Source organism: Cupriavidus cauae, from assembly GCF_026210475.1.
Taxonomy (GTDB): domain Bacteria; phylum Pseudomonadota; class Gammaproteobacteria; order Burkholderiales; family Burkholderiaceae; genus Cupriavidus; species Cupriavidus cauae.
Map to the genome: position 1 here is coordinate 566,014 of NZ_CP080293.1, position 24,549 is coordinate 590,562.

A 24,549-nucleotide genomic window follows, 5' to 3' on the forward strand; every position below is an offset into this window, starting at 1 on the left:
GGCCGCAATACGGGAGCAATACGCGACCAATACGGGGACGGTACGAAAGCGATACAGAACGCCGCAAGCCGGTTCGCATCGCGCCTTCGCCCGTTCAGCCCCGTTCAGCCCGTTCAGCCCGTTCAGCCCGTTCAGCCCGTTCAGCCCGTTCAGCCCGTTCAGCCCGTTCAGCCCCGTTCAGCCCGGTTCAGCCCTTGGACATCATCGCCCCGTCGTCGCCCTGGTCCATGCCTGGGCTCATGCCCGGATTCATGCCGGGGTTCACTGCGGGGTTCATGCCGGGATTGGCGCCGGGGTTGTAGCCAGGATTGGCCCCCGGGTTGTAGCCGGGATTGGCGCCGGGATTGGGCGCCTGCTGCGGCGGAACGTGCGCGGCCACGCCCGGATTCGTCGCCATGCCGGCCGGCGGCTGGGTCGCCGCGGGGGCCGCGGCGGTGGCCGGGGGATTCGCCGCGGGATTCGGCATCGGCGGCGTGGCCGGCGTCGACAGCGGGGCCGCGGCGCCGGACGGCGGGGTCGCCAACGGCGCCGGCGTCGCCCGCGGCAGCGTACCGCGCGCCGCCAGCGGCCGGGCCGGCAAGGCAATCGTCTGGCGCGCGCCGTCGCGCTCGATCACGACCGCGCGGTCGCGGATCTCGACCAGCCGGATCTGCGGCGACAGCGCGGCGCCGGCGCGCAGCGCCCTGGGCGGACCGTTGTCGATCGACACCACCGCCGCGCCGCCGCCCACCGGGTCGGCGATCACGCCAAGCAGCTGCACGTCTCGCACGCCGGCTTGCGGACTGCCGCCGAACAGCGTCGCGATGGCGCCGGTCTCGACCGCCTCGGTCTGCGCCACGCGCGCGGTCTTCGGCACGGGGATCGTGTCCATCGCGCTGAAGGTCAGCACCCATCGCGTCGCCAGCGCGCACAGCGCGACGAACAGCAGCAGCGTGGCGATGCGCGGCAGCCAGGCGGCGCCGGCATCGAAACGGAAAGCGGATGGCAGGGACAGTGGCACGAGGTCGCGTCGGGCGGACCGGGATGGCCGCCGCAGGTTGTCGATGGCGGCAAGCGTAACAGAGCGTCATGGCGATTGTCTTGCAACCCGCATGACGGCGGCGGCCGCGGCCGTCGGGGCCGGCGCGGCAACGAACATGGCAGCCGGCGGGGCGACGACGCAGCAGCCGACGTGGCAGCCGGCGGGGCAACGACGCAGCAGCCGACGTGGCAGCCGGCGGCCGCAACGACGTAGCAGCCGACACGGCAACCAACGTGGCCGCCGACGGGGCGGCGATGTCGGTGCTCGTCCGGTACCGAGGCGTCACAAGCCGCGGGTATACTGGACGACCATCCACCGGTGCGCGACGCGGTCGCCGCGCCGGCTTCGACTCCGTCGACAACCTAGGCCTGAAAACCCGATGCGCAGAAACACTCCGTCCAGCTCCGCCCTCGCCCGACCCAGCCAACCCGCCGGCGCCGCCCGCCTGCGCCGCCGCCGTGCCGGCTTCACGCTGATCGAGATCATGGTGGTGATCGTGATTCTCGGCGTGCTGGCGGCACTGGTCGTGCCCAAGATCATGAGCCGCCCGGACGAAGCGCGCATCGTCGCGGCGCGCCAGGACATCTCGTCGATCATGCAGGCGCTGAAGCTGTACCGCCTCGACAACAGCCGCTACCCGACCACCGAACAGGGCCTGGCGGCGCTGGTCACCCGCCCCACCACCGAGCCGATCCCCAACAACTGGAAGGGCGGCGGCTATCTGGAAAAGCTGCCGCGCGACCCCTGGGGCCAGCCGTACCAGTATCTGAACCCCGGTGTGCGCGGCGAGATCGACGTGTTCAGCTTCGGTGCCGACGGCCAGGCCGGCGGCAACGGCAACGACGCCGATATCGGCAACTGGGACTAAGCGTCCCGCCGCCGGCTGACGCCCGTCTTCATCATGGCCACCGGCGCGCACCGCTCGCATCCATCGCCACCACCGTGCCTAGCGGGGGCATCCCGTGCGCGGGGTGCATCGCGGAAGGGCTCGCGCGGCTTCACGCTGCTCGAACTGCTGGTGGTGATGGTGCTGGCCGGCATCGTGGTGTCGATGGTGGCGATCAACGCCACGCCCAATGAGCGCGGCCGCATCCTCGACGATGGCCAAAAGGTCGCCCGCCTGTTCGAACTCGCGCAGGAAGAGGCGCAGCTGCGCGCCCGGCCGCTGGCCTGGGAAGCCGATCCGCAGGGCTGGCGCTTCCTCGAGGCCACGCCGTCCGGCTGGATGCCGCTGCTCGACGACGTCTTCGCGCCGGGCCAGTGGCGGCTGCCGCTGGACCAGGTCGCGGTGACCGCCGGCGCCGCCGGCCAGGGCGGCGCCCGGCTGGTATTCGGCCGCGAGTGGATCGACGCGCCGCGGCAGCTGGTGCTGGTACGCGGCAATATCCGTGTCGAGGTGACCGGCGACGGCACCGGCCGCTATTTCGCCAGCGCGCAATGACTCCGCACCGCCGCGCCCGCCTTCGCGCGGGAACGCCAAGCCGCCGCCCGCGCGGCTTCACGCTGATCGAGGTACTGGTCGCGCTGACCATCCTGGCGGTCGCGCTGACCGCCGCGATGCGCGCGATGGGCTCGATGATCGAGGCCGGCGGCTCGCTGCAGCAGCGCATGCTGGCCGGCTGGAGCGCCGACAACCAGCTGGTCGCGCTGCGCCTGACCAAGACCTGGCCCGAGCCCGGCACGCGCGGCGCGCCCTGCCCGCAGGGCGGCATCGTGCTCTATTGCGAGCAGACCGTCGCGCCGACGCCGAACCCCGCCTTCCGCCGCGTCGAGATCGCGGTCTATCCGTCCGCCGAGGACCGCTCGGTGCGGCTTGCCTGGCTGGTCACCATCGTCCCCAATGAAACGCGCAACCTGCTCTGAAGCGCGGGGCTTCACGCTGATCGAGATGCTGGTCGCCATCACGCTGCTGGCCGTGATGGCGGTGATGGGCTGGCGCGGTCTCGACGCAATGACGCGCGGCCGCGAGCGCCTGGTCGACCATGACCAGCGGCTCGATGCGCTCAAGCTGCTGTACGGCCAGTTCCAGACCGATTGCGAGAACCTGGCCCGTCCCGAGGCGCTGCAGCAAAGCCCGGTCGAACTCGAGGACGGCCGGCTGCTGCTGGTGCGCGACCGCCGCGAGCCGGGGCTGCCCGGCGCCTGGCAGGTGGTGGCCTACCGGGTCGAGAACGGCGCCGTGGTGCGCGCCGCTTCCCCGCCGCTGGACAACCGCCAGGGCGTGCAGGCGGCGCTGATCGCGCTGCGCCAGCCGGGCGGCGGCGGCGAGCTGGTGCGGCCGCTGGTGCCGGACGCGGAAGGGCTGGTCGCGCGCGCCTGGGTCGAGCCCGGCGGCTGGCGCGATACCAGCGGCGAGCTGCGCGCCGCGCTGCGGATCGGCGCGGCCAGCGCGGTGCCGGCCAGCAATGCGCAGATCGGCGTCCCGGCCGGCGCGCTGCGCGGGCTGGAGCTGGTGGTGCTGGCGCGGATGGGCGACGGCGACGCGCCGCGCCGCTTCGACAAGCTGTGCATGACGGGCCAGTGAGCATGAGCGCGCCATGAACGGCAGCCCCCGCCTCCCTTCCCTCCGGCCGCGGGCCGGCCACCAGCGCGGCGCGGCCGTGGTCACCGCGCTGCTGATCGTCACGCTGGCCGTGGTGGTGGTGTCCGGCCTGCTTTGGCGCCAGCAGGTGCAGATCCGCTCGGTCGAGAACCAGCGCCTGGTGGCCCAGGCCGCCTGGATCGAACGTGCCGCGGTGGATTGGGCGCGGCTGATCCTGCGCGACGACCTGCGCCGCTCCAACGTCGACCATCTCGGCGAGCCGTGGGCCGTGCCGATCGCCGAGACGCGGCTGTCGGACTTCCTCGGCTCCGCGCTGCGCACCGACCGCGCCGGCGAGACCTCCTTCCTGTCCGGCCGCATCCTCGACGCGCAGGCCCGCTTCAACCTGCGCAATCTGATCACCACCACCGCGGGCGCCAACGGCGGCATCTCGGTGACCATCGACCCGGCCGGGCTCGCGGCCTATCGGCGCCTGCTGCGCGTGCTGGGCCTGAACCAGGGGCTGGCGGAGGCGACCGCGCGCCATCTGCTCCAGGCCGAGCGGGCCGGCGCCGGCCGCGCCGGGCTGCGGCCGCCCGACAGCCTGGCGGACCTGATGGCCATCCCCGGCTACGAGCCCGACATGCTGCCGGTGCTCGAGCCCTTCGTCGACCTGCTGCCGGACCGCACGCCGGTCAACGCCAACACCGCCGACCCGGAAGTGCTGGCCGCGGTCATCGACAAGCTGCCGCTGGACCGCGCCCGCGAACTGGTGCGCCAGCGCGATCGTGCCTATTTCAACAACGTGGGCGACCTGCAGACGCAGTTGCGCGCGATCGCGCCGCAGGCCGATGCCAGCGTCGGCACCGCGCTGGAAACGCGCTCGCACTACTTCCTGATCTACGGCCTGATCCGCCACGAGCGGGCGATCCGGATGCAGGTCTCGCTGGTGCGGCGCGCGGCGGTCCTGGGCAGCGCCCAGGCGACGCAGGTGGTCTGGACGCGCGACCTCGAGCGGATGCCGGAGTTGCGATGAGGGCGATGATGGCAATGAGCGCGATGAGGGCGGCGACCGGGGCGACGACCGGGGCGGCGACCGGGGCGACGACCGGGGCGGCGACCGGGCGACGAGCGGGGCGATGAAGGCGACGAAAGCGATGGCACCGATCGACATCCCTTGCCCGGAACGCCCGCGCCGCCGGCACTGCGGCCCGCCGCACCCTGCCGAAACGGTTGACGCGAATCCGCCACAAAGGCAAGGTATGCTGATGCCTTGGCGGAAAGGCATTTACCGGCACCCGGCTGTGGCACGGCGATCGCCGCCGGCACAGCGGGCACCGCCGACACCGGACCGGCCCGTGCCTTCGCACGAAACCGGACCAGCTTGCAGACGCGCCCCCGGGCCGTCGACGATTCCGCCGTCCATCTTTACTGCCGCGCAGCCCCAAGGAAACCTTGAGCACCACCCTGTTCGTCCGCCTGCCGCATCGCCCCCACGATCAACCGCAGCCCTGGCGCTTCGGGGCGCTGCCGTTCGCGCTGGTGCGCGATGCCGCGGCCGCCCAGGGCCGGCGCGAGCGGACCCCGGCCACCGGCCACCTGTTGCGCGAGGGCTACGCGCCGATCGCCGAGCTGCCGCCGGCCGACCGGCTGGTGCTGATCGTCGCCGCCGCCGACGTGCTGGTGACCGCCGCCGCGGTGCCGCCGCTGGCGCCAAACCGGCTCAAGCTCGCGCTGCCGAACCTGGTCGAGGATTCGCTGGCGGCCGATGCGCAGGCCTGCCATATCGCGGTCGGGCCTGAGGCCCCGCAAGCCGGCGCCGATGCCACCAGCGCCGCAGCCGCCGCGCGCGGTCCGCGCCGCCGCCTGCTGATGGTGACCGAACGCGCCTGGCTGCGCGCGGTGCTCGACGCCTTCGCCGAACACCGCCATCGCCGCCGCCATCTGCTGCCCGCGCAGTTCTGCCTGCCGCTGGCTGATAGCGAGTCCGAGGGCGGTGGCACGGCGGTCCCGGCCAACGCATCCGGTCCGGCCGAGCCCTCGGCTGCGCCCGAAGCCGCCTCCCCGTCCGAGCCGCCCGCCACGCTGGCGCTCGAAGCCGCCTCCAGCGCACTGGCCGCTGCCGCGCCCCTGCTCGAAGGGGAAATGGGCACCGACGGCACCGGCGCCGGCACCGGCCATGCCGCGCCGTTCTGGCAACTGACCGTGCGCACCGAACGCTATCAGGGCTACGGCCTGCTGCTCAGTGACGACGCACTGGCCGCCTGGCAGGCGCTGGCGCCGGCCGGCATCTGGTACGGCGACCGCGAGGCGGCCGCGCTGCCGACGCTGACCTCGGTACGCCCGCTCGGCTGGCCGGTCTGGATCGAAGGGGCGCAGGCGAGCCTGCGCGAGCCCTCGCTGGATCTGGCGCAGTTCGACTTCGCGCAGGGCCGCGCCGACCGCTGGAACCTGCGCGCCTGGCGTGCACCGCTGGCGCTGGCCGCCGCGCTGCTGGTCGTCCATCTGGTCGCGCTGAACATCCACTGGCTGATGCTGCGCGGCGAACAGGCGCGGCTGCAGCAGGCCCAGACCCAGCTGCTGCGCAGCGCCTTCCCGCGCATGCCGGTGGTGGTCGACCCGCCGCTGCAGATGCGCCGCCAGGTCGAACAGCTGCGCCTGGCCAGCGGCCGCAGCACGCCCGACGATTTCCTGCCGCTGGCCGACCGTTTCGCCCAGGCCGGCCGCCAGTTGCCGCCCGACGCGCTGCTGGCCCTCGAGTACCGCGGCCGCGCACTGCACGCGACGCTCAAGCCGGGCACCGATACCAATGCGCTGCGCCAGGCCGCGCGCCAGGCCGGGCTGTCGATGGAAGAGGACCGCGCGCCGGCCGACACGGGCCGCTCCGGCGGCGGCCCCGCGCCCGCCGGCTCGCGCTGGATCATCAAGCCGGGAGCGCTGTCGTGATGCGCGCCATTTGCTCCCTCCCCGCCATGTCCGCCATCCCAGCCATGCCCGGCCTCCGCGCCATGTCCGGCCTTTTTGCGATGGCCGGCCTTTTTGCCATGGCCGCCCTCCCGGCCATGTCCGCTCACCAGGCAACACCATGAACGACCGCGCGCACGATCGGCCCACGTCCGCCGCCGCCTCGCGGACCCGCTCAACCGCCGGCCTGGCCGCGCGGCTCGGCAAGCTGCGCCCGCGCGTGCCCGCCCGCTGGCGCGAGCAGGCCGAGGCCTTCTGGACCGCCCGCAACCCGCGCGAGCAGACCCTGCTGGCGGTCGGCGGCGCGCTGCTGGCGCTGACGATCGGCTACAGCGTGCTGTGGGAACCGGCCGCCGAAGGCCGCGAGCGGCTGCGGAAGAGCCTGCCGCAACTGCGCGCCGAGCTGGCCGAGATGGAAACGCTGGCGCAAGAGGCGCGCGGCCTGTCGGCAAGCCCCGCGCCGGCGTTGCGCGGCGAGGCGCTGGTGCAGGCGCTGCGCGACGGCCTGTCCCAGCATGGCCTGACCGCCAGCCGGGTCGCGCCGACCGGCGACAACACGGTGCAGGTCCAGCTCGACAAGGTGCCGTTCGGCGCGGTGGCCGCCTGGCTGTCGGACGTGCGGCAGCAGCAGCGGCTGAAGGTCACCGACGCCCGCATTGTCTACGTCGGCGCCACCGCCGTCGTCAACGTCACCGCCACCTTGCAGGGACCCGCCGCCGGGCCCGAACGTCCGGGTGGACGTGGCTGATGGCGCGCCTGGAAGCCCTGCGCCTGCGGCGACGCGAGCCGCGGCCTGCCCGCCGCCGCGGCATGCTGCGCTGGGCGCTGCTGGGCCTGGCCACGGTCGCGGTGACGGTGATCGCCGCGCTGCCGGCGGCCTGGATCGCCGACACCGTCGCCAGCCGGACCGAGGGCCGGGTGCTGCTGGCCGATGCCGCCGGCTCGCTCTGGCGCGGCAGCGCCACGCTGGCGCTGTCGGCCGGCGCCGGCAGCCGCACCGCCACGGTCCTGCCCGGCCGCCTGCAGTGGCAGGTCGCGTTCTGGCCGCTGCTGACCGGCTCGCTGCGGCTGGTCGCGCAGCACACCGAGGCGATGCCCGCCCCGGTCACCGTCACGGTGACGCCGGCCGGCTGGCACGCCCAGTCGGGCTCGATGCGGCTGCCGGCCTCGCTGCTCGAGGGCATCGGCGCGCCGTTCAACACGCTGCGCCCGGACGGCGCGATGCGGCTGGACTGGAGCGCGCTGGAGGGCCGCTTTCGCGGGGACAAGTCCGATGGCGGCCGGCCGGCGGGGATGTACGGCCACCTGACGCTTCGCATCGACCAAGTATCATCGGCCGTCAGCCGGCTGCGGCCGCTCGGCAGCTACCGCGCCGAAATCGACTGGAGCGGCGCCACCGGCATGCTCAGACTGTCGACCGTGGCCGGCCCGCTGCACCTGGAGGGCGGCGGACCGCTGGGCCGCCAGGCGCGCTTCGAGGGCACCGCCCACGCGGACCCGGACGCCGCCAATCAGTTGGCCTCCCTATTGAGCCTGCTGGGAAGACGTGAGAACAATGTGACCAGGCTGCGCTTCTGACCCGGCGCAAGGCACCGCCAAGCACCGGAACGCGCAACCAACCGAGCTTATGACGACAACAGACCGACGCCCCATCCTGCCTACCGCCTGCGCGCGCGCCGTCACGGCGCTGTGCGCCCTGTCGCTGATGGCGCCGGCCCCGCTCTGGGCGCAGGCACCCGGACCGGCGAGCCCCGCCGTGCCGGCGCCGCCCGACGTCACGCCGCGCAACCGCGACCAGGTCGTGCTCAACTTCGTCAACGCGGATCTGGAGGCGGTCGTGCGCGCCGTGGGCCAGGCCACCGGCAAGAACTTCGTGATCGACCCGCGCGTCAAGGGCACCGTCAACCTGGTGACCGAGGCGCCGGTGTCGCGGGCGCAGGCGCTGGAGACGCTGGGCTCGGTGCTGCGGATGCAGGGCTATGCGATGGTCGAGGCCAACGGCTTCACCAAGGTCGTGCCCGAGGCCGACGCCAAGCTGCAGGGCTCGCCCACCGTGGTCGGCGCGGGCGCCAGCCGCGGCGGCCAGGTGGTGACGCAGGTGTTCCGGCTGAACTACGAGTCGGCCAACGCGCTGGTGCCGGTGCTGCGGCCGATGATCGCGCCGAACAACACCATCACGGCCTATCCGGCCAACAACACGCTGGTGATCACCGACTATGCCGACAACCTGCGCCGCATCGCGCGGATCATCGCGGCGATCGATGCGCCCGCGTCGGGCGAGGTCGAGCTGATCCCGCTGAAGTACGCGATCGCGAGCGACGCCGCGGTGGTGCTGCAGCGCCTGCTCGATCCGGGCGCGGCCGGCGGCGCGCCGGGCGGCGCGGCGGGCCCCGCCGTCGATGCCAGCCTGCGCACCTCGGTGGTCGCCGAGCCGCGCAGCAACGCGCTGCTGGTGCGCGCCACCAGCCGGGCGCGCCTGCAGCAGGCGCGCCAGCTGATCGAGAAGCTGGACCAGCCGCACGCGCGCCCCGGCAACATCTGGGTGGTGCCGCTGAAGAACGCCGATGCGGTCAAGCTGGCGCCGACGCTGCGCGCGATCGTCGCCGCCGACGCCAGCTTCAATGTCGCGCAGCAGGGCCAGGGCGGCATCGGCGGCATCGCGGGCGCCGTGGGCGGGGCCGCCGGCATGGCCGGCACGCAGAACATCGCGGCGCCGACCGGGCAGTTCACCGGCGGCACCAGCGGGATGGGCGGCTACGGCCGCACCGGCAGCACCGGCGGCGGCTTCGGCGGCGGCACCGGCGGGACCGGCTCGGCCTTCTCGGCCTCGTTCGCGCCGAACCAGATTCCGACCACCGGCGGCATCATCCAGGCCGATCCGTCGACCAACTCGCTGATCATCACCGCCAGCGAGGCGGTCTACCGCAGCCTGCGCGCGGTGATCGACGACCTCGACGCGCGCCGCGCGCAGGTCTACATCGAATCGATGATCGTCGAGGTGACCTCGACCCAGGCGGCCGAGCTCGGCATCCAGTGGCAAGGCATCCTCAGCTCCTCGGGCGGCAACAACAACTTCTTCGCCGGCACCAATTTCGGCACCGGCGGCAGCAACATCATCAACCTGAGCGGCGCGGTCTACGACATCTCGCAGAACGGCGCGGCGGGGATCGAACGGGCGGCCCAACTGGTGCCCGACATCGGCGGCCTGAACCTGGGCGTGGTCAACCGCGCGCTCGGCCTGGGCGCGTTGCTGCGCGCGCTGGGCAGCCAGGGCAGCGTCAACCTGCTGTCGACGCCGAACCTGATCACGCTGGAGAACGAGGAAGCCAAGATCCTGATCGGCCAGAACATTCCGATCACGACCGGCTCGTACGCGCAGAACAACGCGGTCGGCGGCGGCACGCCGTTCAACACGTTCGACCGCAAGGATGTCGGCATCACGCTGCGGGTCAAGCCGCAGATCACCGACGGTGGGCTGGTCAAGCTGCAGATCTACCAGGAGTCGTCGTCGGTGGTGCCGGGCACGACCAACCTGATCCAGGGTCCGACCACCAATGTGCGTTCGATCGAGACCAATGTGCTGGTCAATGACGGGCAGATCATCGTGCTGGGCGGCCTGATCGAGGACAACTACGGCGACGGCGTGCAGAAGGTGCCGGGCCTGGGCGACCTGCCGTGGATCGGCGGGCTGTTCCGCTACGAGAACAAGTCGCGCGCGAAGACCAACCTGCTGGTCTTCCTGCGCCCCTACGTGATGCGCACCTCCGGCGCGACCGACCGCATCACGCAGGACCGCTATGGCTATATCCGCGGCGAGCAGCAGGGCTTCGTCTCGCCGAACATGATGATGCGCGACACGCAGACGCCGGTGCTGCCGCCGGCCGAGGCGCCCACCGCGCCGTTCGTCGACCCGCGCAACAACGGCCCGGTGCCCGGTCCGCTGCCGCTCGAGCAGACGCTGCCGCCGCCGGGCCCGACCTCGCGCGCGCCCAACCAGGGCGAGGGCGCCTGAGCGGCGGGCTCGACCACAGAGGCAAACCACGATGGCGACACTGCCCTCCTCCCTTCCCGGCGCAGCTTCCGGCATGGCTTCCGGCGCAACTTCGGGCGATATCCTCGGCGATACCCCGGCCGGCACGGTGGGGGGCACGCTTGCCGGTGCCGGTGCCGGTGCCGGTGGCGCTGCAGTTGCCGCTGCCGTTGCCGAAACGCCGCTGTCCTCGCCGATCGCCGCGCGCCTGGTGCCCTACGGCTTCGCGCGCGAGGCAAAGCTGCTGGTCGCGCATCAGCGCGCCGACGGGCTCGAGGTCTGGGTCAGCCGTTCGACCTCGCCGGCGGCGCTGGCCGAGCTGGCGCGCGTGCACGGACCGCTGCATCTGCGCGTGCTTGACCCGCAGGCGCTGGAACACGCGATGTCCGACGCCTACAACCGCCAGGACGGCACCGCCGCGCAGGTGGTCGGCGAAGTCGAGGGCGAGGTCGATCTGTCGCGGCTGATGCAGGACATCCCCGCGGTCGAGGACCTGCTCGAATCGGAAGACGACGCGCCGATCATCCGCATGATCAACGCGCTGCTGACGCAGGCCGCGCGCGAAGGCGCCTCGGATATCCACATCGAGCCGTTCGAATCGGCCTCGGTGGTGCGCTTTCGCGTCGACGGCACGCTGCGCGACGTGGTGCGGCCGAAGAAGGCGCTGCATGGCGCGCTGATCTCGCGCATCAAGATCATGGCGCAGCTCGATATCGCCGAGAAGCGGCTGCCGCAGGATGGCCGCATCACGCTGCGCGTGGGGGGCCGGCCGGTAGACGTGCGGGTGTCGACGCTGCCGACCGGCCATGGCGAGCGCGCGGTGCTGCGTCTGCTGGACAAGGAGGCCGGCCGGCTCGACCTGGCCAAGCTGGGCATGGCGCCCGGCACGCTGACCGCCTTCGACGACCTGATCCGCCAGCCGCACGGCATCGTGCTGGTGACCGGCCCGACGGGCTCGGGCAAGACCACCACGCTGTACGCGGCGCTGTCGCGGCTCGATGCGCGCACCACCAACATCATGACGGTCGAGGACCCGATCGAGTACGACCTCGACGGCATCGGCCAGACCCAGGTCAACGCGCGCATCGACATGACCTTCGCCAAGGCGCTGCGCGCGATCCTGCGGCAGGATCCGGACGTGGTGATGATCGGCGAAATCCGCGACCTGGAGACCGCGCAGATCGCGGTGCAGGCCTCGCTGACCGGCCACCTGGTGCTGGCGACGCTGCACACCAACGACTCCGCCTCGGCCGTGACCCGCCTGGTCGATATGGGGATCGAGCCCTTCCTGCTGTCGTCGTCGCTGCTGGGCGTGCTGGCGCAGCGGCTGGTACGGCGGCTGTGTCCGCACTGCAAGCGCGAGGAAACCATCGCGGTGACGCCCGCCGAGGCGGACACGCTGCTGGCCGAGGGCAAGCCGCTGCAGAAGCTGTGGCACCCGGTCGGCTGCGACAAGTGCGGGCAGTCGGGCTACCAGGGGCGGATGGGCGTCTACGAGCTGCTGGTGGTCGACGACCGCATCCGCACGATGATCCATCGCCAGTCGCCCGAATCGGAAATCAAGCAGACCGCGCTGGCCAACGGCATGCATACGATGCGCGGCGATGCGCAGCGCTGGATCGACAGCGGCGCGACCTCGCTGGAAGAGGTGCTGCGCGTGACGCGCGATTGAAGCCGGGATGGAACGCTTGCGATCGCGCCCCGTGCCGGGTTCCGTGCCTTCGACCTCCGTGGCTTCGCCCCCCTGCCTTCGACCTCCGTGCCCTCGATCCACGTGCCGTCGAGTTCCGTGCCGGACTCCGCGCCACCGAGCCCCGTGACCTGAGCCATGCCAGCCTATCGCTACGAAGCCGTCGACGCCGCCGGCAAGACCGACCGCGGCGTGATCGAGGCCGACAGCCCGAAGCAGGCCCGCACGCATCTGCGCACCCGCGGGCTGACCCCGCTGACCGTCGACGCGCTCGGCAGCGCGGCGCAGGCCGCGCGTGGCGGCAGCGCGGTGGGCTTCGGCCGCCGGCTGTCGACGCAGGAGCTGGCGCTGTTCACGCGGCAGCTCGCCAGCCTGATCGTCGCCGGCCTGCCGCTGGACGAGGCGCTGGCGGCGCTGGCCGACCAGGCCGAGCGCGCCTATGTGCACGAGCTGCTGGCCGGCGTGCGCGCCGAGGTCATGGGCGGCAGTTCGCTGTCGGTCGCGCTGATGCAGCATCCGCGCGACTTTCCCGATATCTATCGCGCGCTGGTCTCGGCCGGCGAACACTCGGGCCATCTGGGCCTGGTGCTGGAACGGCTGGCCGGCTATATCGAGACCCGCAACACGCTGACCGCCAAGATCCGGCTGGCCTTCACCTATCCGGCCATCGTCACGGTGGTGGCGTTCGCGATCGTGATCTTCCTGCTGTCGTACGTGGTGCCGCAGGTCGTCAGCGTGTTCGCCAACACCAAGCAGAAGCTGCCGATGCTGACGGTGGTGATGCTGGCGCTGTCGGACTTCGTGCGGCAATGGTGGTGGGCCGCGCTGATCGTGCTGGCGCTGGCGGTGATGGCGATCCGCGCGCTGCTGCGCCAGCCCGGCGTGCGGCTCGAATGGCATCGCTGGCTGCTGACCGCGCCGCTGGCCGGCAAGCTGATCCGCGGCTACAACACCGCGCGCTTTGCCAGCACGCTGGCGATCCTGGTGTCGGCCGGCGTGCCGATCCTGCGCAGCCTGCAGGCGGCCGGAGAAACGCTGGGCAACGAGGCGCTGCGCGCCAACGTCGAGGACGCCACCACACGCGTGCGCGAGGGCTCGTCGCTGGCCCGCGCGCTGGCCGCGCAGAACCAGTTTCCGCCGGTGCTGGTGCACCTGATCCGTTCGGGCGAGGCCACCGGCAATCTGCCGACGATGCTGGAGCGCGCCGCGCAGGGCGAGGCGCAGGAGCTGGAACGGCGCACGCTGTTCCTGACCAGCCTGCTCGAACCGCTGCTGATCCTGACGATGGGCGTGGTGGTGCTGCTGATCGTGCTGGCGGTGCTGATGCCGATCATCGAGATCAATCAGCTGGTGCGGTAGCGCGGGGCAACCCCGTCTCCCGATCCACCTGAAGGGAGAGGTCCGCGGGAGAGGTCCGCGGGAGAGGGCCGGGGAGAGGGCAAGCGGCGCTCGCCCCCGAACTGCTTATTCCGCTGCCGCCGTCTTCTTCGCCGTGCGCTTGCGCGGAGCCGGGCTGCGGCGCTTGCGTGCCGGCGGCGCGGCCTCGGCGGCCTGCACCGCTTCGGCGGTTTCCACCGGTTCTTCCGGCTCCGCCATCGCCGGCGCTTCCGCGCCCGGCACCTCCAGCGCTTCGCTCGCCGCGGCCGGTGCCGCAAACACCGTGCTGTCGATCGGCCATGGCGTGTCGCTGAGCTTCACGTCCGGACGGCGCGAGGCGCGGCGGCCGCGCGAGGAGCGCGGCGGCGCGGCGGGTTCGGGATTGCCATGGGCGCCATGGCCAGGCTGCTCGGCCGCGGCGGCTACCGCCGGCTCGTCGAACTGCACCGGCTCGGGCGCAGGCACGGGTTCGCTGACGGCCGGCACCGCTTCGGCCGGTTCCGGTGCCGGAGCCGCGTTGCCGCGTCCGCGCTGACCGCCCCGCCCCTGGCCACCTTGGCCCTGACCGCCTTGACGCTGGCCACCCTGCCCCGCGTGGTCCTGTCTGTCGCCCCGCTGCTCGCTTCCGCGCTGTTCACCACCTGGCTGCTCGCTACCGCGCTGCTCGACGCCTCGCTGCTCACTACCGCGCTGCTCAGCACCTCGTTGTTCGGTACCGCGCTGCTCGGCACCTCGCTGCTCGCCGCCACGCTGCTCACCGCCACGCTGCTCACCGCCACGCTGTTCGGTACCACGCTGTTCGGTACCACGCTGCTCGCCACCGCGCTGTTCGCCGCGCCGCTTGAGCCGGACCCAGATGGTCTTGTTGTTGCCGCCGTTGCGGGTCTCGACCTCGAACAGGCCGGTCGCGGCGACCAGCTCCGACAGCTTGCCGTAGCCGTAGTTGCGCGAATCGAACTCGGGCGCCTGCTTGGCGATGTGGGTGCCCATGCTGCCGAGCGTGGTCCAGCCTTCCTCGTCGGAGACCGCCTGCGCGGCCGACTGCAGCAGCCGCACCAGGCGCGTGTCCTGCCGCAGCTCGCCGCCGCTGCGGCGGCGGGCCGGCGCGCTGGCCTCGTCGGTTTCGTCGCTGCCGACGTCGCCGCGCAGCAGGTCCGAGTAGATGAACTTGTCGCAGGCGGTGACGAAGGGCTTGGGCGTCTTGCGTTCACCGAAGCCATAGACCGTCAGGCCCTGCTCGCGGATGCGCGAGGCCAGCCGCGTGAAATCGCTGTCGCTGGAGACAATGCAGAAGCCGTCGAAACGGCCGGAGTACAGCAGGTCCATCGCGTCGATGATCATCGCGCTGTCGGTGGCATTCTTGCCGACCGTATAGCGGAACTGCTGGATCGGCTGGATCGAATGCGACAGCAGGCACTCCTTCCAGCCGGCCAGATTGGGCTTGGTCCAGTCGCCATAGATGCGCTTGACGGCGGCCACGCCGTACTTGGCCACTTCGGCCAGCAGGCCTTCGACGATGCCGGGAGCGGCATTGTCGGCGTCGATCAGAACGGCCAGGGTCGCGGTGCCCTGGCGGGGATTGGTATTCATCGGTTGTCCTGGGGGAGCGCTCGCTCCAGCAGTGGGGGGGTTGCACCACCGCGGCCCGGGCGGCATCCCTTGGACGCCGCCCGCTGCCGGGCTTGGATGCAGTGCAGTGTACACGCCAGGGCTTGTCCATTCGGGAAATCGCCGACCCGGAGGGGGCCCGGGATGCTGCGCCGCAGGGTGCCGTGTCAACGCCGCCGGTGCTACCATGCCGGGCAGAGACACGGTCGCTTCCGCCTTCACAAGAGGCCTGCGCGGCTGCCCACCACTGAAGTGTGTCGGCGATCCCGACAACATGCCCGAAGAGGAGCACATATGAATGCCCCCCTGACCGCCCCGGTCAGCGACGCCATCCGTCGCGCGCTCGCAAACGTTACCCTGGACGACAAATATACGCTCGAACGCGGCCGCATCTACATCAGCGGCACGCAGGCGCTGGTTCGTCTGCCGATGCTGCAGCAGGAACGCGACCGCGCCGCCGGCCTCAATACCGCCGGCTTCATCTCGGGCTATCGCGGCTCGCCGCTCGGCGCGCTGGACCAGGCGCTGTGGAAGGCCAAGTCGCACCTGGCCGGCCACAACATCGTGTTCCAGCCGGGCCTGAACGAGGACCTGGCCGCGACCGCGGTGTGGGGCTCGCAGCAGGTCAACATGTACCCGGGCGCCAAGTATGACGGCGTGTTCGGCATGTGGTACGGCAAGGGCCCGGGCGTGGACCGCACCGGCGACGTCTTCAAGCATGCGAACTCGGCCGGCTCGTCGAAGCACGGCGGCGTGCTGGTGCTCGCGGGCGACGACCACTCGGCCAAGTCCTCGACCCTGGCGCACCAGTCCGAACACATCTTCAAGGCCTGCGGGCTGCCGGTGCTGTTCCCGGCCAACGTGCAGGAATATCTCGACTACGGGCTGCATGGCTGGGCCATGAGCCGCTACTCGGGCCTGTGGGTGGCGATGAAGTGCGTCACCGACGTGGTCGAATCGTCGGCTTCGGTCGAACTCGATCCGCACCGCGTGCAGATCGCGCTGCCGCAGGACTTCGCGATGCCGCCGGGCGGTCTCAATATCCGCTGGCCCGATCCGCCGCTGGAACAGGAAGCGCGGCTGCTCGACTACAAGTGGTACGCGGCGCTGGCCTATGTGCGCGCCAACCGCATCGACCGCATCGAAATCGATTCGCCGCACGCGCGCTTCGGCATCATGACCGGCGGCAAGGCCTACCTCGATACGCGCCAGGCGCTGACCGACCTGGGCCTGGACAAGGAGACCTGCGAACGCATCGGCATCCGGCTGTACAAGGTCGGCTGCGTCTGGCCGCTGGAAGCGCAGGGCGCGCGCGCCTTCGCCGAGGGCCTGCAGGAAATCCTGGTGGTCGAGGAAAAGCGCCAGATCATGGAGTACGCGCTGAAGGAAGAGCTGTACAACTGGCGCGACGACGTCCGGCCCAAGGTCTACGGCAAGTTCGACGAGAAGGACAATGCCGGCGGCGAATGGTCGATTCCGCAGAGCAACTGGCTGCTGCCGGCGCACTACGAGCTGTCGCCGGCGATCATCGCCAAGGCGATCGCCACGCGCCTGGACAAGTTCGACCTGCCCAGCGACGTGCGCGCCCGCATCGCCGCGCGCATCGCGGTGATCGAGGCCAAGGAGCGCGCGCTGGCCACACCGCGCGTGGCCGCCGAGCGCAAGCCGTGGTTCTGCTCCGGCTGCCCGCACAACACCTCGACCAACGTGCCCGAGGGTTCGCGCGCGCTGGCCGGCATCGGCTGCCACTACATGACGGTCTGGATGGACCGCAGCACCAGCACCTTCAGCCAGATGGGCGGCGAAGGCGTGGCGTGGATCGGGCAGGCGCCGTTCGCCGGCGACAAGCACGTGTTCGCCAACCTCGGCGACGGCACCTACTTCCATTCGGGCCTGCTCGCCATCCGCGCGTCGATCGCGGCCGGCGTCAATATCACCTACAAGATCCTGTACAACGATGCGGTCGCGATGACCGGCGGCCAGCCGGTCGACGGCCAGCTGTCGGTGCAGGACATCGCCTTCCAGGTCGCCGCCGAGGGCGCCAAGCGGATCGACATCGTCACCGACGAGCCCGAGAAATACAGCGGCGCGATCAAGCTGCCGCAGGGCGTCACGGTTCACCATCGCGACGAGCTGGACCGCATCCAGCGCGAACTGCGCGAGGTGCCGGGCTGCACCATCCTGATCTACGACCAGACCTGCGCCACCGAGAAGCGCCGCCGCCGCAAGCGCGGCAGCTTCCCCGATCCGGCGCGCCGCGTCTTCATCAACGACACGGTGTGCGAAGGCTGCGGCGACTGCTCGGTCAAGTCCAACTGCCTGTCGGTCGAGCCGCTGGAAACCGAGCTCGGCACCAAGCGCAAGATCAACCAGTCGTCCTGCAACAAGGACTTCTCCTGCCTGAACGGCTTCTGCCCCAGCTTCGTGACCGCCGAAGGCGCGCAGCTGCGCAAGCCCGAGGCGCACGGCGTGTCGATGGCGAACCTGCCGCCGCTGCCGCAGCCGGCGCTGCCCGCGCTGCAGCGGCCGTACGGCGTGCTGGTGACCGGCGTCGGCGGCACCGGCGTGGTGACCATCGGCGGCCTGCTCGGCATGGCGGCCCACCTGGAGCAGAAGGGTGTCACCGTGCTCGACATGGCGGGCCTGGCGCAGAAGGGCGGCGCGGTGCTGTCGCACGTGCAGATCGCCGCGCGGCCGGAGGATATCCACGCCACGCGCATCGCGATGGGCGAGGCCGACCTGGTGATCGGCTGCGACGCGATCGTGTCGGCGACCGACGAGGTCCTGTCCAAGGCGCAGGCGGGCCGCACGCGCGCGATCGTCAATACCGCGCAAACCCCGACCGCCGAGTTCATCCGCAATCCGAAGTGGCAGTTCCCCGGGCTGTCGGCCGAGCAGGACGTGCGCAACGCGGTCGGCGAGCAATGCGACTTCATCAATGCCAGCGCGCTGGCGGTGGCGCTGCTCGGCGACGCGATCTACACCAACCCGCTGGTGCTCGGCTATGCGTGGCAGAAGGGCTGGGTGCCGCTGTCGCTGGACGCGATGGTGCGAGCGATCGAACTGAACGGCGTGTCGGTCGACAAGAACAAGGCCGCGTTCGAATGGGGCCGCCATATGGCGCATGACCCCGAGCATGTGCTGTCGCTGACCGGCGAGCTCAAGCGCACCGCCGAGGGCGCCGACGTGGTCAAGCTGCCGACCTCGTCGGGGGCGCTGCTGGAGAAGCTGATCGCCCATCGCGCCGAGCACCTGACCGCGTACCAGGACGCCGCCTATGCGCAGACCTATCGCGACGCGGTCAACCGCGTGCGCGCGGCCGAGAGCGCGCTGGTGGGCAGCGGCAAGCCGCTGCCGCTGACCGAGGCGGTAGCGCGCAACCTCGCCAAGCTGATGGCCTACAAGGACGAGTACGAGGTCGCGCGGCTCTATACCGATCCGGTCTTCCTCGACAAGCTGCGCAACCAGTTCGAGGGCGAGCCGGGCCGCGACTACCAGCTGAACTTCTGGCTGGCGCCGCCGATGATCGCCAAGCACGACGAGCAGGGCCGCCTGATCAAGCGCCGCTTCGGCCCGTCTACGATGACGATCTTCAAGCTGCTGGCGAGACTGAAGGGACTGCGCGGCGGTCCGCTGGACGTGTTCGGCAAGACCGAGGAACGCCGCACCGAGCGCGCGCTGATCGGCGAATACCGGGCGCTGCTCGACGAACTGGTGGCGGGACTCAATGCCGCCAACCACGGCACCGCGGTGGCGCTGGCCAATCTGCCGGACGACATCCGCGGCTTCGGCCACGTCAAGGCCAACAACCTGAAGGCGGCGCGCTCGCGCTGGCAGACGCTGCTGGCGCAGTTCAGGAATCCGCAGGCGGGGCAGCAGGCGGCGTGAGTTTGAAAGGCTGATCTCGCCTGCGGTGTGCTGCCCTCTCCCGCACAGCGGGAGAGGGGCGCCTATTCTCCGAGTCAGCTTGCCGCCCTACTCCACCTGCGCCAGCTTGTCCTCGCCCTTCTTCACATACATCGAGTTCTTCGGCTGCGCGAACACGCGCCGCACCATCGGCTCGAAGAACGACAGCGGCAGCGTGTCGTAGTCGGTCATGAAGGCCGCGGCGTCGTACTTCGCGCAGAACTCGGCGGTACGCTCGAACAGCTCGGGCTGGCTACGGAATTGCTCGCGCAGGTTGCGGTCCAGGCCCAGGTGATGGAAGAAGTAGTAGCCCTGGAATACGCCGTGCTTTTCCACCATCCACAAGTTCTCGGCGCTGACGAAGGGCTTCAGGATCGCCGCGGCGATGTCGGGATGGTTGTAGCTGCCCAGCGTGTCGCCGATATCGTGCAGCAGCGCGCAGACCACGTATTCCTCGTCGCGGCCGTCGCGGTGGGCCAGCGTGGCGGTCTGCAGGCTGTGGGTCAGCCGGTCGACCGGAAAGCCGCCGCAGTCGCCGTCGAGCAGCCGCAGATGGGCCAGCACGCGGTCCGGCAGCGCCGCGGCATAGGGCATGAACTCGGCCGAGATTGCGGCCCAGTCCTCGCGGGTGCCCTGTTCCATATGGCTGAAGCGCGCACGCGGCGCGGGGTGGGATTCGCTCATGGTGGTCTCCTGGTGGGGTCGGCGCTGATGCGCTCTGGGGATTGCGGCATTGTGACATCGGTTGATGCCGCTACACTGTCAGGATACCGACAGTCGCCGGCAGGATACTGAAGCAAACCCCAGTCTGAAGCCAACCCGCTGAAGCGAAGTCGCCGAAGCCAAGGCGCCGAAGCCATCCCCCTTGGAGCACCGGCGGCACCTTCCACCGAACCGAGGAGAACACCATGTCATACCAGGGCAGCTGCCACTGCGGCCGCATTGCATTCGAAGTCGAGGGCGAGATCGAGGCCGTGCTGTCGTGCAATTGCTCGATCTGCCAGCGGCGCGGCCATCTGCTGTGGTTCGTGCCACGCGACCGGTTCCACCTGAAGACGCCCGAGTCCGACTACTCGACCTACCGCTTCCACACCATGAAGATCGCCCACCATTTCTGTCCGGTGTGCGGCTGCGGGCCGTTCGGCGAAGCCATCGATCCGAAAGGCCAGCCGACGGCGGCCGTCAATGCGCGCTGCCTGGAGGGGATCGACCTGGACAAGCTGAAGGTCATCCCGTTCGACGGGCGGCGCCTGTAACGCCGCCAAGCCGACGCCATGCTGTCGATCCGGGGTATCGATCATCTGGTGCTGCGCAGCGCCGACGTGCCCGCGCTGCTGCGCTTCTACGTGGACGTGCTGGGCTGCACGCTCGAGCGCGAGCAGCCGAAGCTGGGGCTGACGCAGCTGCGCGCCGGCGCGAGCCTGATCGATCTGGTCACGCTCGACGGCCCGCTCGGCAAGGCGGGCGGCGCGGGACCGGGTCCGGAGGGCCGCAATCTGGACCACTTCTGCCTGCGCGTCGAGCCCTTCGATGCGCAGGCCATCGCCGCCCATCTGCGCGCGCACGGCGTCGAGGCGGGGCCGGTCGAATCGCGCTACGGCGCCGAAGGCACGGGGCCGTCGATCTACCTGCGCGATCCCGATGGGAATGTGGTCGAGCTGAAGGGACCGCCCGACGCCAGGGTGTAGGCCCGGCAGGGGGAAGGGGCGAAGGCCCGGAGGACGGCTCCGGGAAAGCGCGAAAGCTCGGGGAAGGCCCAAAGCCCCGGGGGAAGTGCGAAGGGCCGGGGAAGGCCCAACGCCCCGCGGGAAGTGTGAATACGTGGGGAAGGCACGAAGCCCGGTGAGCGCGCGATGCCGCCGCGCAACGCCCCGCGCACGCGGCGGCGAGCCGCCGCTACAATCGGGATTCCCCAAACCATGCGCCGCCGGCATCGCATCGGCGGCCACGGCGCCGGCCTTCCCGGCGCATGCCATGACGACACCCGACCTCTCTTCCGGTCCCCGCCCCGACACCGCCGGCTCCGCCCCCGGCATGGCGGCCGACAGCGACGCCGCCGGCCCCACCGAACCACAGTCCCAATCCGCCCCCTGGTCCGAACCGCCCCGCCATCTGGCCTGGGTACTCGGTCTGACCGAAACCATTTCCTGGGGCACGCTGTACTTCGCCTTCACCGTCTTCATCGAGCCGATGAGCCGCACGCTCGGCTACGGCAAGCCCTTCCTGGCGGGCGGTTATTCGCTCGGCCTGCTGGTCTGGGCGCTGTGCTCGTTCGCCGTCGGCCGGCTGCTCGATCGGGCGCCGGCGCGGTGGGTGATGGGCACCGGCTCGGTGCTGGCGGGATTGGGACTGATGCTGTGGGCCTGGACGCCGAACCCGACGCTGTTCCTGCTGATGTGGGTGCCGCTGGGCCTGGCCATGGCGACCACGCTGTACGAGCCGGCCTTCGTCGTGCTGCGCCAGGCCTATGGCGACGGCTACCAGAAGTCGATCGTCATCGTGACGCTGGTGGCGGGCTTCGCCAGCACCATTTTCATTCCGCTGGCGCAATGGCTGGTGTTGCATATCGGCTGGCGCGGCACGCTGCTGATCTTCGCCGCGCTGAACCTGCTGGTCTGCGCGCCGCTGCATGCGCGGCTGCGCTTCACGCCGCATCCGACCTATGCCAGCGTGCAGCCGGTCGCGCCGCTGGGCGGCGGCTCCCCGGGCATCGCCACGCTGGCGCTGCGCGATCCGGTGTTCTGGGCGGTGGTGCTGGCCTTCACCGCGCTGGCGGTGGTAGCCTCGCTGCTGGGCGCGCACCTGATTCCGATGCTCAACGAAAAGGGCCTGCCGGTCGGCGAGCAGCTGATGGTGGCGGCGCTGATCGGCCCGGCGCAGGTCATCGGCCGCCTGGCGATGGCACGCATGCCGTCGCGCCAGCCGGTGCGGATCGCGATGCCGGTCTATCTGGTGATGAGCCTCGGCCTGCTGACGCTGGCGCTGGGCCACGGCAAATGGCTGATGCTGGCGGCGGTGCTCTACGGCTGCGCCAACGGCATCAACACGATGCTGCGTGCGATGGCGATGCCCGAGCTGATCTCGCGGCACCACTATGCGACGCTGAACGGGCTGATGATGACGCCGGTGCTGTTGATGCAGGCGATCGCGCCGTGGCTCGGCGCGCTGATGTGGACGGCGGCCGGCGGCTATTGGCTGATGCTTTGGGTGATGGTGGTGCTGGCCATCGCGGCGCTCGGCGCCTTCGCCTATGCGCTGCGCCGGCGCGGCATGCTGGGGGCGCCGCCGGCGGCCGCCTAGCTGTACCCCGCCGGACTCACGCCGCGGCGGCCGCGCCCATGCCTTCGAAGACGAAGGTATCCATCGCCAGTACGCCGTAGGTGACCGCATCGGTCGCACGCGCGACCTTGGCGGCCCCGGCGACCTTGGCGACCTGTGCCACCTCTGCCACCTCGGCCGTCTCTGCCGTCTCTGCCGTCTCTGCCTTCTCTGCCTTCTCTGCCTTCTCTGCCTTCTCTGCCACCTCGGCCGCCTTGGCCGGCACAGGCGCGCCGGCGGTTCCCGCCGCGGGGCCTAGCGCCGCCCCCAGCGCGACGAAGAACGGCAGCAGATGCTCGTCGGTCGGATGGGCCCGGCGCGCATGCGGCGCCTCGCTGCGATAACGCGAAATGCGCGCGGTATCGCCGGTGCGCAGCGCCTCGTCCAGCGCGCCGGCCATCCAGCCGCGAAACGCCTCGACATAGGGCTCGGTCGCGCCGCCGTGCTGCACGGGCCGTTCCCCGCCGAACACTTCGCGCAGGTTATGCGTGAAGCTGCCCGAGCCAACCACCAGCACGCCCTCGTCGCGCAGCGGCGCCAGCGCGCGGCCGATCTCGATCTGCACGGCCGGGTCCAGGTAGGGATTCAGCGCCAGCTGCACCACCGGCACGTCGGCATCAGGGAAGAAATACCGCAGCGGCAGCCAGGCGCCGTGGTCGAGCGGCCTGGCATCGTCCAGCGCGACAAAGCCGGCCCCCGGGATGCCGGCGGCCTCGACCAGCGCCTTGACGCGCCCGGCCAGCGCCGGCGAACCTGGCGCGTCGTAGCGCAGCGCATAGAGCTCCGGCGGGAAGCCGCCGAAGTCGTGCCAGGCCTGCTGGCGCTCGGCCGTCGTCACGGCCAGCGTGCTGTAGATCCAGTGCGCCGAGATCACCAGCACCGCGCGCGGGCGCAAGGCGCGCAGCCGCTCGCCCAGCGCATCGAACGCCGGGCCCACCGGGCCGGGTTCGATCGCCAGCATCGGCGAACCGTGGGAGACATAGAGCGCGGGCAACATGGGGATCCTTTCTTCGACAGCGTGGATGCGGGGAATACGGGCCTAGTTTGACAAATCCCCACCGTCGCGGCGTCAAGCGTTGCGGACGCCTCGGTCAAATATTTTGAAATTCAGCGTTGCGGCGTTGTCCCCTGCAAGCGGCGGCGAACTCGCACTAACATGGCGGCTTGCTTGCGGGGTCGCGACCTCGTCCCAACCTGGCCCCACCCAGCCCCACTTGGCTCAACCCGGCCCAACGTGGCCCAAACCGGCCCAAACCGGCCCCAACCCTGCCCCCCGGCCCCAATCGAGACAACGGAGACACGATGACCACCATGCCCGCCACCACCCGACCCAAGCAGGCCGCACCGGCGCCCGACACGCCGCTGGTGCGCTGCGGCTGGTGCGGCACGCTCGAGGACTATTGCCACTATCACGACAACGAGTGGGGCTATCCGGTCGACGACGACCGCCGCCTGTTCGAGAAGCTGTGCCTCGAGGGCTTCCAAGCCGGCCTGAGCTGGCTGACGATCCTGCGCAAGCGCGAGGCCTTCCGCAAGGCATTCGCCAACTTCGACGTCGAGAAGGTGGCCCGCTTCGGCGAGCGAGACATCGAGCGGCTGCTCGGCGATGCCGGCATCGTGCGCCACCGCGGCAAGATCGAGGCGGCGATCAACAACGCCCAGCGCGCGCTCGAACTGCTGGAGACCGAGTCCTCGCTGGCCGCCTATCTGTGGCGCTACGAGCCCGACCCGAAGAGCCGGCCTGCCGTGCTGACGCCGGAGGTACTGCGCACGATGACGACCTGCCCGGAAGCCACCGCGCTGTCCAGGGACCTGAAGAAACGTGGCTGGCGCTTCGTGGGGCCGACCACGATGTATGCGCTGATGCAGGCGATGGGCATGGTCAACGACCACCAGCAGGGATGCTGGGCGCGCGAGGAAGCGCAACGTAAACGAGCGGCGTTCAAGGTGCCGCGGTAGCAGGAGCGCGGTCGGGGCCGTCGGGGCCGTCGCGGCCGTCGGGGCCGTTGGGGCGGTTGGGGCGGCCAGGCTGCGTGCCTGGGACGCATGGACGTCCCAAGGGGCATGGCGTCTCCGACCTGCCGAACGTGCCCAACCTGCCCGACGTGCCTACG

20 protein-coding genes are annotated in these 24,549 nt (G+C 71.0%); 16 read left to right on the top strand and 4 right to left on the bottom strand.

Translation table 11 applies throughout. From position 1 onward, the window contains the following. Positions 1-187: 187 nt before the first annotated feature. Positions 188-1,000, bottom strand: coding sequence for a type II secretion system protein N (locus KZ686_RS02630; RefSeq protein WP_265632949.1), 813 nt, complete (start codon positions 998-1,000; stop codon positions 188-190). Between the two features lie 400 nt (positions 1,001-1,400). Between KZ686_RS02630 and gspG the strand changes: the two genes are divergently transcribed. The 11 genes from gspG (at position 1,401) to gspF (ending at position 13,585) form a co-directional block, all read left to right on the top strand. Beyond that, complete coding sequence (gene gspG, locus KZ686_RS02635) at positions 1,401-1,889, top strand: type II secretion system major pseudopilin GspG (RefSeq protein WP_149317569.1); 489 nt, start codon at positions 1,401-1,403, stop codon at positions 1,887-1,889. Between the two features lie 33 nt (positions 1,890-1,922). Beyond that, positions 1,923-2,462 carry a prepilin-type N-terminal cleavage/methylation domain-containing protein gene (locus tag KZ686_RS02640; protein WP_226107711.1) on the top strand — a complete coding sequence of 180 codons (540 nt, stop codon included), beginning with the start codon at positions 1,923-1,925 and terminating at the stop codon, positions 2,460-2,462. Then, on the top strand, positions 2,459-2,884 hold the full coding sequence (gene gspI / locus KZ686_RS02645; protein WP_149317567.1) for a type II secretion system minor pseudopilin GspI: 426 nt from the start codon (positions 2,459-2,461) through the stop codon (positions 2,882-2,884). Before KZ686_RS02640 ends, gspI begins: the two co-directional genes overlap by 4 nt. After that, positions 2,862-3,545 carry a PulJ/GspJ family protein gene (locus tag KZ686_RS02650; RefSeq protein WP_226107713.1) on the top strand — a complete coding sequence of 228 codons (684 nt, stop codon included), beginning with the start codon at positions 2,862-2,864 and terminating at the stop codon, positions 3,543-3,545. The genes gspI and KZ686_RS02650 overlap by 23 nt, the downstream gene beginning before the upstream one ends. Before the next feature lie 13 nt (positions 3,546-3,558). Further along, complete coding sequence (gspK, locus tag KZ686_RS02655) at positions 3,559-4,578, top strand: type II secretion system minor pseudopilin GspK (RefSeq protein WP_226107715.1); 1,020 nt, start codon at positions 3,559-3,561, stop codon at positions 4,576-4,578. Between the two features lie 419 nt (positions 4,579-4,997). Continuing rightward, entirely contained in the window at positions 4,998-6,488 is a 1,491-nt protein-coding gene (gene gspL / locus KZ686_RS02660) for a type II secretion system protein GspL (RefSeq protein WP_265632950.1), read from the top strand. Between the two features lie 139 nt (positions 6,489-6,627). Then, positions 6,628-7,254: a type II secretion system protein M gene (locus tag KZ686_RS02665; RefSeq protein ID WP_265632951.1), complete on the top strand. Its 627-nt coding sequence runs from the start codon at positions 6,628-6,630 to the stop codon at positions 7,252-7,254. After that, positions 7,254-8,084: a type II secretion system protein N gene (locus KZ686_RS02670; RefSeq protein ID WP_150081953.1), complete on the top strand. Its 831-nt coding sequence runs from the start codon at positions 7,254-7,256 to the stop codon at positions 8,082-8,084. Before KZ686_RS02665 ends, KZ686_RS02670 begins: the two co-directional genes overlap by 1 nt. Before the next feature lie 49 nt (positions 8,085-8,133). Next, on the top strand, positions 8,134-10,518 hold the full coding sequence (gene gspD / locus KZ686_RS02675; protein ID WP_149317561.1) for a type II secretion system secretin GspD: 2,385 nt from the start codon (positions 8,134-8,136) through the stop codon (positions 10,516-10,518). Between the two features lie 73 nt (positions 10,519-10,591). Continuing rightward, a complete protein-coding gene (gspE, locus tag KZ686_RS02680; RefSeq protein ID WP_265632952.1) occupies positions 10,592-12,208 on the top strand; it encodes a type II secretion system ATPase GspE in 1,617 nt (538 codons plus the stop codon). 156 nt (positions 12,209-12,364) lie between these two features. Beyond that, on the top strand, positions 12,365-13,585 hold the full coding sequence (gene gspF, locus KZ686_RS02685; RefSeq protein ID WP_150081958.1) for a type II secretion system inner membrane protein GspF: 1,221 nt from the start codon (positions 12,365-12,367) through the stop codon (positions 13,583-13,585). A gap of 105 nt (positions 13,586-13,690) precedes the next feature. Here the strand turns inward: gspF and KZ686_RS02690 are convergent, their stop codons facing one another. Then, positions 13,691-15,193, bottom strand: a complete 1,503-nt coding sequence (locus KZ686_RS02690) for an NYN domain-containing protein (protein ID WP_265632953.1) — start codon at positions 15,191-15,193, stop codon at positions 13,691-13,693. 312 nt (positions 15,194-15,505) lie between these two features. Here KZ686_RS02690 and KZ686_RS02695 point away from each other — a divergent pair, with 312 nt between their 5' ends. After that, positions 15,506-19,099 (top strand): indolepyruvate ferredoxin oxidoreductase family protein, encoded by a 3,594-nt coding sequence (locus KZ686_RS02695; RefSeq protein WP_150081964.1) that lies wholly within the window; start codon positions 15,506-15,508, stop codon positions 19,097-19,099. Positions 19,100-19,186: 87 nt separating this feature from the next. Here the strand turns inward: KZ686_RS02695 and KZ686_RS02700 are convergent, their stop codons facing one another. Then, a complete protein-coding gene (locus KZ686_RS02700) occupies positions 19,187-19,801 on the bottom strand; it encodes an HD domain-containing protein (protein ID WP_226107722.1) in 615 nt (204 codons plus the stop codon). A 224-nt stretch (positions 19,802-20,025) separates the two neighbouring features. Between KZ686_RS02700 and KZ686_RS02705 the strand changes: the two genes are divergently transcribed. The 3 genes from KZ686_RS02705 (at position 20,026) to KZ686_RS02715 (ending at position 22,417) form a co-directional block, all read left to right on the top strand. Next, on the top strand, positions 20,026-20,373 hold the full coding sequence (locus tag KZ686_RS02705) for a GFA family protein (RefSeq protein ID WP_265632954.1): 348 nt from the start codon (positions 20,026-20,028) through the stop codon (positions 20,371-20,373). An 18-nt stretch (positions 20,374-20,391) separates the two neighbouring features. Further along, positions 20,392-20,805, top strand: a complete 414-nt coding sequence (locus KZ686_RS02710) for a VOC family protein (RefSeq protein WP_149317556.1) — start codon at positions 20,392-20,394, stop codon at positions 20,803-20,805. Positions 20,806-21,091: 286 nt separating this feature from the next. Then, a complete protein-coding gene (locus KZ686_RS02715; RefSeq protein ID WP_226107723.1) occupies positions 21,092-22,417 on the top strand; it encodes an MFS transporter in 1,326 nt (441 codons plus the stop codon). Positions 22,418-22,433: 16 nt separating this feature from the next. Here KZ686_RS02715 and KZ686_RS02720 read toward each other — a convergent pair whose 3' ends face one another. Next, positions 22,434-23,432 carry a DODA-type extradiol aromatic ring-opening family dioxygenase gene (locus KZ686_RS02720; RefSeq protein WP_265632955.1) on the bottom strand — a complete coding sequence of 333 codons (999 nt, stop codon included), beginning with the start codon at positions 23,430-23,432 and terminating at the stop codon, positions 22,434-22,436. A gap of 314 nt (positions 23,433-23,746) precedes the next feature. Here KZ686_RS02720 and KZ686_RS02725 point away from each other — a divergent pair, with 314 nt between their 5' ends. Continuing rightward, entirely contained in the window at positions 23,747-24,394 is a 648-nt protein-coding gene (locus tag KZ686_RS02725) for a DNA-3-methyladenine glycosylase I (protein WP_226108150.1), read from the top strand. Positions 24,395-24,549 lie beyond the last annotated feature (155 nt).

Bases quoted from the DNA above. Each gene is read 5' to 3' on its own strand.
- gspG (WP_149317569.1), top strand. From the start codon at position 1,401: ATGCGCAGAAACACTCCGTCCAGCTCCGCCCTCGCCCGACCCAGCCAA.
- KZ686_RS02640 (WP_226107711.1), top strand. From the start codon at position 1,923: ATGGCCACCGGCGCGCACCGCTCGCATCCATCGCCACCACCGTGCCTA.
- gspI (WP_149317567.1), top strand. From the start codon at position 2,459: ATGACTCCGCACCGCCGCGCCCGCCTTCGCGCGGGAACGCCAAGCCGC.
- KZ686_RS02650 (WP_226107713.1), top strand. From the start codon at position 2,862: ATGAAACGCGCAACCTGCTCTGAAGCGCGGGGCTTCACGCTGATCGAG.
- gspK (WP_226107715.1), top strand. From the start codon at position 3,559: ATGAACGGCAGCCCCCGCCTCCCTTCCCTCCGGCCGCGGGCCGGCCAC.
- KZ686_RS02665 (WP_265632951.1), top strand. From the start codon at position 6,628: ATGAACGACCGCGCGCACGATCGGCCCACGTCCGCCGCCGCCTCGCGG.
- KZ686_RS02670 (WP_150081953.1), top strand. From the start codon at position 7,254: ATGGCGCGCCTGGAAGCCCTGCGCCTGCGGCGACGCGAGCCGCGGCCT.
- gspD (WP_149317561.1), top strand. From the start codon at position 8,134: ATGACGACAACAGACCGACGCCCCATCCTGCCTACCGCCTGCGCGCGC.
- gspE (WP_265632952.1), top strand. From the start codon at position 10,592: ATGGCTTCCGGCGCAACTTCGGGCGATATCCTCGGCGATACCCCGGCC.
- gspF (WP_150081958.1), top strand. From the start codon at position 12,365: ATGCCAGCCTATCGCTACGAAGCCGTCGACGCCGCCGGCAAGACCGAC.
- KZ686_RS02690 (WP_265632953.1), bottom strand. From the start codon at position 15,193: ATGAATACCAATCCCCGCCAGGGCACCGCGACCCTGGCCGTTCTGATC.
- KZ686_RS02695 (WP_150081964.1), top strand. From the start codon at position 15,506: ATGAATGCCCCCCTGACCGCCCCGGTCAGCGACGCCATCCGTCGCGCG.
- KZ686_RS02700 (WP_226107722.1), bottom strand. From the start codon at position 19,801: ATGAGCGAATCCCACCCCGCGCCGCGTGCGCGCTTCAGCCATATGGAA.
- KZ686_RS02705 (WP_265632954.1), top strand. From the start codon at position 20,026: ATGTCATACCAGGGCAGCTGCCACTGCGGCCGCATTGCATTCGAAGTC.
- KZ686_RS02710 (WP_149317556.1), top strand. From the start codon at position 20,392: ATGCTGTCGATCCGGGGTATCGATCATCTGGTGCTGCGCAGCGCCGAC.
- KZ686_RS02715 (WP_226107723.1), top strand. From the start codon at position 21,092: ATGACGACACCCGACCTCTCTTCCGGTCCCCGCCCCGACACCGCCGGC.
- KZ686_RS02720 (WP_265632955.1), bottom strand. From the start codon at position 23,432: ATGTTGCCCGCGCTCTATGTCTCCCACGGTTCGCCGATGCTGGCGATC.
- KZ686_RS02725 (WP_226108150.1), top strand. From the start codon at position 23,747: ATGCCCGCCACCACCCGACCCAAGCAGGCCGCACCGGCGCCCGACACG.